At 53.6% G+C, this 6,828-nt stretch carries 4 protein-coding genes; 1 reads left to right on the top strand and 3 read right to left on the bottom strand.

Features of this window, described 5'->3' with window-relative positions; translation table 11 throughout:
- Nucleotides 1–886 precede the first annotated feature (886 nt).
- The 3 genes from HMPREF3066_RS00940 to HMPREF3066_RS00930 are packed head-to-tail and all read right to left on the bottom strand — an operon-like array spanning nt 887 to nt 4,403.
- The gene (locus HMPREF3066_RS00940; protein ID WP_045075738.1) at nt 887–2,140 is read right to left on the bottom strand and encodes a complex I 51 kDa subunit family protein; all 1,254 of its coding nucleotides are present in this window, start codon (nt 2,138–2,140) and stop codon (nt 887–889) included.
- Complete coding sequence (locus HMPREF3066_RS00935) at nt 2,137–3,765, bottom strand: FAD-binding protein (protein WP_070439861.1); 1,629 nt, start codon at nt 3,763–3,765, stop codon at nt 2,137–2,139. The genes HMPREF3066_RS00940 and HMPREF3066_RS00935 overlap by 4 nt, the downstream gene beginning before the upstream one ends.
- Nucleotides 3,765–4,403, bottom strand: coding sequence for a 2Fe-2S iron-sulfur cluster-binding protein (locus tag HMPREF3066_RS00930; RefSeq protein WP_003777402.1), 639 nt, complete (start codon nt 4,401–4,403; stop codon nt 3,765–3,767). Before HMPREF3066_RS00930 ends, HMPREF3066_RS00935 begins: the two co-directional genes overlap by 1 nt.
- A gap of 825 nt (nt 4,404–5,228) precedes the next feature.
- Between HMPREF3066_RS00930 and HMPREF3066_RS00925 the strand changes: the two genes are divergently transcribed.
- Complete coding sequence (locus tag HMPREF3066_RS00925; RefSeq protein ID WP_003740750.1) at nt 5,229–6,752, top strand: fumarate hydratase; 1,524 nt, start codon at nt 5,229–5,231, stop codon at nt 6,750–6,752.
- The last annotated feature ends 76 nt before the right edge of the window (nt 6,753–6,828 follow it).

Genomic DNA, 6,828 nt, shown 5'->3' with positions numbered 1-6,828 from the left:
AGTTGTTTTTTATGTTTTTCTTTTGGTGGTTTGGGTCAAAGGTTATTGCGTTTTGCCCTCTCCCTAGCCCTCTCCCACGGGGAGAGGGGACAGATTGCAGAAAGTCCGATAATGGTCGGTTTCAGCACCATCATTCCCTCTCCGAGGAAGAGGGGCAGATTGCAGAAAATCCGATAATAGTCGGCTTCAGCACTATTATTCCCTCTCCGTGGAAGAGAGAACAGATTGCAGAAAATCCGATAATGGTCGGTTTCAGCACTATCATTCCCTCTCTCCGTGGGAGAAGGTTAGGGAGAGGGCAAAACCCTAGGATGCGCATATCTTTTTTCTGATGGCAAATCTTCCGGTAAGTTTTAGTCAGACGATGTGTATCCGTTTTAGTGGGGAGGGGGCGTCTGAAACGTATTTGGCAGCAGTTGTTTTTTATGTTTTTCTTTTGGTGGTTTAGGTAATGCGTGTTTGTGTTGCCATCTTTTCAGACGACGTTTTCTTAAGGTTATTGCGTTTTGCCCTCTCCCTAACCTTCTCCCACGGGGAGAGGGGACGGATTGCAGAAAATCTAATAATGGTCGGTTTCAGCACCATCATTCCCTCTCTGTGGAAGAGGGGCAGATTGTAGAAAATCTAATAATGGTCAGTTTCAGCACCATCATTCCCTCTTCGTGGAAGAGGGGCAGATTGCAGAAAATCTGATAATGGTCGGCTTCAGCACCATCATTCTCTCTCCCTGTGGGAGAGGGCTAGGGAGAGGGTAAAACCTCAGATTTAGCAGGTTCGGTTGCGAAACCCAACAATACTTAAACCCTAATTCATCATGTTGGTTCATACAGGTATTTTTCAGACGACCTCCCATAATAGAAAAGGTCGTCTGAAACCCCGTATCGGATTAATCCTGCTCCGCCGGCAGGCCGTACTCTTCGGGGAAGGTACGCAGCGAGCTTTGCAACACGGTAACCGCACCGTCAATCAGGCCGCAGCGGCCGCTTCGGGGCAGCAGTTGGCACAGGCTTTGCAGGGCACGGAGGTCGTCTGAAGTGCCGATGCCGGTATCCACACGGTTGAGCAGGCGTGAAAGTTGGAACGTGCCGCCTTTGCATGGCGGGCATTGTCCGCACGAGTTGGACGCAAAAAATTCCACATACTCGGCCACTTTGCGCACGACACTGGTGCCTTCGGAAATCACAATCATCGCGCCCGTACCGAGGCTGGATTTACGTTCGCGCACGGACACGAAGTCCAAAGGCACGTCCAAATCTTTCGCAGTCAGAAGCGTGTTTGACGGGCCGCCGGTAAAGACGGCTTTAAACGTGCGTCCTTCGAGCATACCGCCGCCGTGGTCGAAAATCAGCGATTGCAGGGTCGTACCCATCGGCAGTTCGTATAGGCCCGGATTCAATACGTCGCCGGAAAGCGAGTAGAGTTTCGTGCCTGCGGCATCGCCCAAACCCAGCGATTTGTACCATTCCGCGCCTTTGGCAAGGATTTGCGGGATGTTGGCGAAGGTTTCGGTGTTGTTGATAAGGGTCGGTTCGCCTTCTACGCCGCTTTCGGCGGGGAACGGCGGCTTGCGGCGCGGGAACGGGAAACCGCCTTCCAACCATGAAATCACGGCGGTTTCTTCGCCGCCGATGTAGCGGCCTGAAGTTTCGACCAATTTCAGGTCTAAAGGTTTGCCCAGATAGTTTTCGATGCGGATGAACAAATCGCTTTTTTTCCATTGCTCGATGGCGGGCACGATGGAAGCGATGGATTCGGTCTGGTGCGGGTTGACATACATAATCGCTTTGTTGGCGCGGCAGGCGACGGCGGCAATCAGTACGCCCTCGATAACTTGGTGCGGCGTTTTCGCCAGCAATACGCGGTCTTTGAACGTACCCGGTTCGTCTTCGTTGGCGTTACAGACGACGTATTTGTCGCCATGTTTGCTTTGGGCGGCAACGGCCGCCTCCCATTTGCGCCAGGTCGGGAAACCTGCGCCGCCCATGCCGCAGAGGTTGGCGTCTTGCAGCTTGGAAACGATGCTTTGAGGATCGGCAAGCGCCGCCAGCAGACCTTCGCCGCCGCCGACTTTGCGCCACGCGGCCAAATCCGCGCCGACTTGGCGGGACGGGTGCAGTAAGTTTTGATTGGCTTGATTCATGATTGTTGCTCCTGCAAACCGGCGTGTTCGCGCAAATCGAATTTGCCGTAGTCGGGATATAAAACGGGGGCTTTGATGTTGCTGGTCAGTCCGGCGCGGGTCATTTCGCGTTGCAGATCGTGGACGTGTCCGACACCGCCGCGCACTTTCTTCAGCGGCAGGCCGCAACCGGCGGCGGCTTTACCCGCGCGGCGGCCGAAGCTGATGATGTCCAAAAGCGCGTTGCCCATCAGGCGGTTGCGTCCGTGGATGCCACCGGTTACTTCGCCGGCACAATAGAGACCTTCGACACAGGTTGCGCCGTCGCCGTTGATTTCAACACCACCGTTTTGGTAGTGCAGGGTCGGATGAATCATCACAGGTTCGACAGCGGGGTCGATGCCGCATTTGTGGGCGACGTGGCCTAGTGTTACCAAACGGTTCAATACGTCGGGATCGTTTTCAATCAGGCGTGGGGTGTCGAGGAACACGCCGACCTGTCCGTCGCGCACCACGCCGCGGCCTTCGCGGCACTCGCGCAAGATGGCGGCGGCAACGACGTCGCGCGGCTGCAATTCGTCAATGAAACGCTCGCCCAAACCGTTGACCAGTTTGGTGCCTGCGGAACGGACGGCTTCGGAAATCAGCGCGCCCGCCAAGTGCGGCGGATGGGCGACGCCGGTCGGATGGTATTGGAAGGAATCGATGTCGCGCAGTTTCGCGCCGATGCGGTACGCCATCACCAGACCGTCGGCGGTTGCGCCGTAGTGGTTGGAAGTGGCGAAACCCTGCAAATGCAGCCGTCCGCTGCCGCCGGTCGCCAAGACCACGGCTTTGGCGTGAACCAATACCAAGGAGCGTTTTTCCAAATCGTACAAAATCGCGCCGACGCAGCGGCCGTGTTCGTCTGACAATAATTCGATGGCGGGGTGGCGGTTGAGCTGGGTAATGTTTTCGTCGAGTTCGACCGCCTCGCGCAGTACGCGCATCATTTCGAGGCCGGTAAAGTCGCGGTAGCTCAAGATGCGCGGCACGGTCGTACCGCCTGCACGTTTGCGGCTCAACATGCCGTTGCTGTCCGCGCCTTTGGTAAGGTCGAAAGTCATGCCCAAACCAATCAGCCAGCGGATGGCGGACGGCGCGTCGGTAACCATTTGCGCCACCAATTCTTTTTTGCCTGCGTTGTGGCCGCCTTTGATGGTGTCGTCAAAGTGTTGCTGCAAGCTGTCTTCCGCGCCGACCGCTGCCTGAATGCCGCCTTCGGCCATCACGGTATTGCTGTCGCCGATACGCAGCTTGTTTGCCATAATCACGCGCGCGCCTGCTTCGGTCGCAGACAATGCTGCCGCCGCGCCCGCACCACCGCCGCCGATAACCAGCACGTCGGTGTTCAAGTGTTCCGCGCCCGACAAATCATAGTCGTCAATCAGCGGATGACTGATCAGCAGTTTCGCCAAATCAGGATGGCAGTAATCGCCCGTATTCGGTCCGATGGGCAGTTTGACGCGCGCATTGGCCTGATAGTCGGGGTGGAACTGACTCAACAATTCGTTTTTTTCCGGCAGGTCGCCGCGCAGTTCCAATGAGGAAGTGCGCAGGTTGGCAAGGGCGGTTTCGTAGTCTATGCCTTGGATTTCGTTCGCCATCACATTGCCTCCTCTTCAAATTCGACTTTCATTTTGCCACTGTCGATTTCGCGCAGGCGGCGCATCAAATCCACCGGACGCAGCGTGCGCGCCGCTTTCATGCGGCGGGCGAACAGGCCTAAGTGGTTCGGACGGATGTGTTCGGGACAGGAAAGGGTGCAGAGGTTGCACATCACGCATTGGTCGAAGGTCAGCGCAGCCGCGCCGAAATCGCCAGATACCACCTGCGCCACGCCGTTTTCCACTTCCAACCCTTTGGGGCAGGCGCGGTTGCAGCCGCCGCAATGACGGCAGTGTTGCGCTTCGGGGAAGGCTTTGGCGGTGTCATCCAGCCAGTTCCAGCCGTCGCCGACCTCGCTCACGTCGTAATATTGGATATGCTCGGGAATGAAGTAGTCCAAGAAGCTGACCTGCATCCCTTCTTCGACTTTGGTTTCACACGCCAACGCAGTCGTTACCTCGCGCTCGCCTTCCTTGCGTATCATGCAGCGGCAGGAACCGCACACGCCTTGCCCCATGCAGCCGACGTTGGCGGTAATCGCGCTGCCGGAACGGGCATAGGCCTGAATGATTGACGAGTCGGCGGAGGCTTTGACCTCGTGGCCGTCTATGGTCAGGGTTAACAAGTTTTCACTCATGGTAGTGTCCTGTGGAATGAGATAGGGGAAATCGGATGTGTGTATTTTTATTACAAATTTTTTAGAGTTGCGTATATTTTTCAGGAAACATCTTATAAATCAATGTCTGACTGTCTTTTGTTAGTGTATCAGAATTTAGATTTTTTGATGATGGCGGAGTCTTAAAGGCAGGGTAGGAGCGGATTGTGAACAAAAAACAGCGGTTTTCAGACGACCTTTGTGTCATCCTGTTATTTTGTAAGATAAAATAAACTTACGATAAAGGAATAACTGCTAAAAACCGTTTTGAAATACGAGTAAATATCATTATTAAGTGTTTGATATAAAGGTATATATCTATGTATTTATTGAATAAATTTGTTAAGTGTAAGTAAATGCAAATAGTGTTATAAAATTTCAGAAAAGTAGCTAAGTTTGACTTCCATCAAAAATCATCATAGGTAGAATGACACGGCTTTTACATTTGTGTATGGTTGAAAAAAGAAAGACAGGTCGTCTGAAAAGTAATTTTTTCTTCTTAAATTCATGTTATTAGTAAGGTTCATTGCGGCGGTGAATCCAGTCTTTTCAGACGATCCTTTGGAATTTGAGTAGACAGATTAATTGTAGTTTTATTTCTTCCGGTAAATATTGCCGACAATATCCGTTATCATCATCCGAGTGGAATGATAGGTTATTAAGTTTTATGAAAATCAATGGATTATAAAAATCATATTGTCGCCTCATATCGATTGACAGCACTATTACACCGATTAAGGTCGTCTGAAAAACGACATCTATAAAAAGTGAACAAACCCTCCCTACCATGAGAAAAGGAACACAATCATGACCGTCATCAAGCAAGAAGACTTTATCCAAAGTATCTGCGATGCCTTCCAATTCATCAGCTATTACCATCCGAAAGACTACATCGACGCACTCTATAAGGCGTGGCAGAAGGAAGAAAATCCCGCCGCCAAAGACGCGATGACGCAGATTTTGGTCAACAGCCGCATGTGTGCGGAAAACAACCGACCCATCTGTCAAGATACCGGTATCGCAACCGTTTTCCTCAAAGTCGGCATGAACGTCCAATGGGATGCGGACATGAGCGTGGAAGAGATGGTTAACGAAGGCGTACGCCGCGCCTACACTTGGGAAGGCAACACCCTGCGCGCTTCCGTCCTCGCCGACCCTGCCGGCAAACGCCAAAACACCAAAGACAACACCCCCGCCGTCATCCACATGAGCATCGTGCCGGGTGATAAAGTCGAAGTAACCTGCGCGGCAAAAGGCGGCGGCTCGGAAAACAAATCCAAACTCGCCATGCTCAATCCGTCCGACAACATCGTCGATTGGGTATTGAAAACCATCCCGACCATGGGCGCGGGCTGGTGTCCTCCCGGCATCTTGGGCATCGGTATCGGCGGCACGCCCGAAAAAGCCGTACTGATGGCGAAAGAATCCCTGATGAGCCACATCGATATTCAAGAATTACAGGAAAAAGCCGCTTCCGGCGCAGAATTGTCCACCACCGAAGCCCTGCGCCTCGAGCTCTTTGAAAAAGTCAACGCGCTGGGCATCGGCGCACAAGGTTTGGGCGGACTGACCACCGTGTTGGACGTCAAAATCCTCGATTACCCGACCCATGCCGCTTCCAAACCGATTGCCATGATTCCCAACTGCGCCGCCACCCGCCACGTCGAGTTCGAATTGGACGGCTCAGGCCCGGTCGAACTGACTCCGCCGCGCGTCGAAGACTGGCCCGATTTGACTTACAGCCCCGACAACGGCAAACGCATCGATGTCGATAAGCTGACCAAAGAAGAAGTTGCCAGCTGGAAAACAGGCGACGTATTGCTGTTGAACGGCAAAATCCTCACCGGCCGCGATGCCGCGCACAAACGCCTCGTCGATATGCTCGACAAAGGCGAAGAGTTGCCCGTCGATTTCACCAACCGCCTGATTTACTACGTCGGCCCCGTCGATCCGGTCGGCGACGAAGTCGTCGGTCCCGCAGGTCCGACCACCGCCACCCGCATGGACAAATTCACCCGCCAAATGCTCGAACAAACCGGCCTCTTGGGCATGATCGGCAAGTCCGAGCGCGGCGCAGCCACCTGCGAAGCCATTGCCGACAACAAAGCCGTGTACCTCATGGCAGTCGGCGGCGCGGCATACCTCGTGGCAAAAGCCATCAAATCCTCCAAAGTCTTGGCGTTCCCCGAATTGGGCATGGAAGCAGTTTACGAGTTTGAAGTCAAAGACATGCCCGTAACCGTCGCCGTGGACAGCAAAGGCGAATCCATCCACGCCACCGCCCCGCGCAAATGGCAGGCAAAAATCGGCATCATCCCCGTCGAGTCCTAATGCCTTGATGTTGGATTGAAAAGGTCGTCTGAAAACTCGGAATACGGTTTGAACTGCACCCCAAAAGTTGGACATC

This window comes from Neisseria sp. HMSC03D10, assembly GCF_001807625.1.
GTDB lineage: Bacteria > Pseudomonadota > Gammaproteobacteria > Burkholderiales > Neisseriaceae > Neisseria > Neisseria mucosa.
The sequence above is the reverse complement of the archived record's forward strand: the minus strand, read 5'-3'. Positions and strand labels throughout refer to the sequence as shown.

What these genes read in the sequence shown, in the direction of transcription:
- HMPREF3066_RS00940 (WP_045075738.1), bottom strand. Translation starts at nt 2,140, where the DNA reads ATGAATCAAGCCAATCAAAACTTACTGCACCCGTCCCGCCAAGTCGGC.
- HMPREF3066_RS00935 (WP_070439861.1), bottom strand. Translation starts at nt 3,765, where the DNA reads ATGGCGAACGAAATCCAAGGCATAGACTACGAAACCGCCCTTGCCAAC.
- HMPREF3066_RS00930 (WP_003777402.1), bottom strand. Translation starts at nt 4,403, where the DNA reads ATGAGTGAAAACTTGTTAACCCTGACCATAGACGGCCACGAGGTCAAA.
- HMPREF3066_RS00925 (WP_003740750.1), top strand. Translation starts at nt 5,229, where the DNA reads ATGACCGTCATCAAGCAAGAAGACTTTATCCAAAGTATCTGCGATGCC.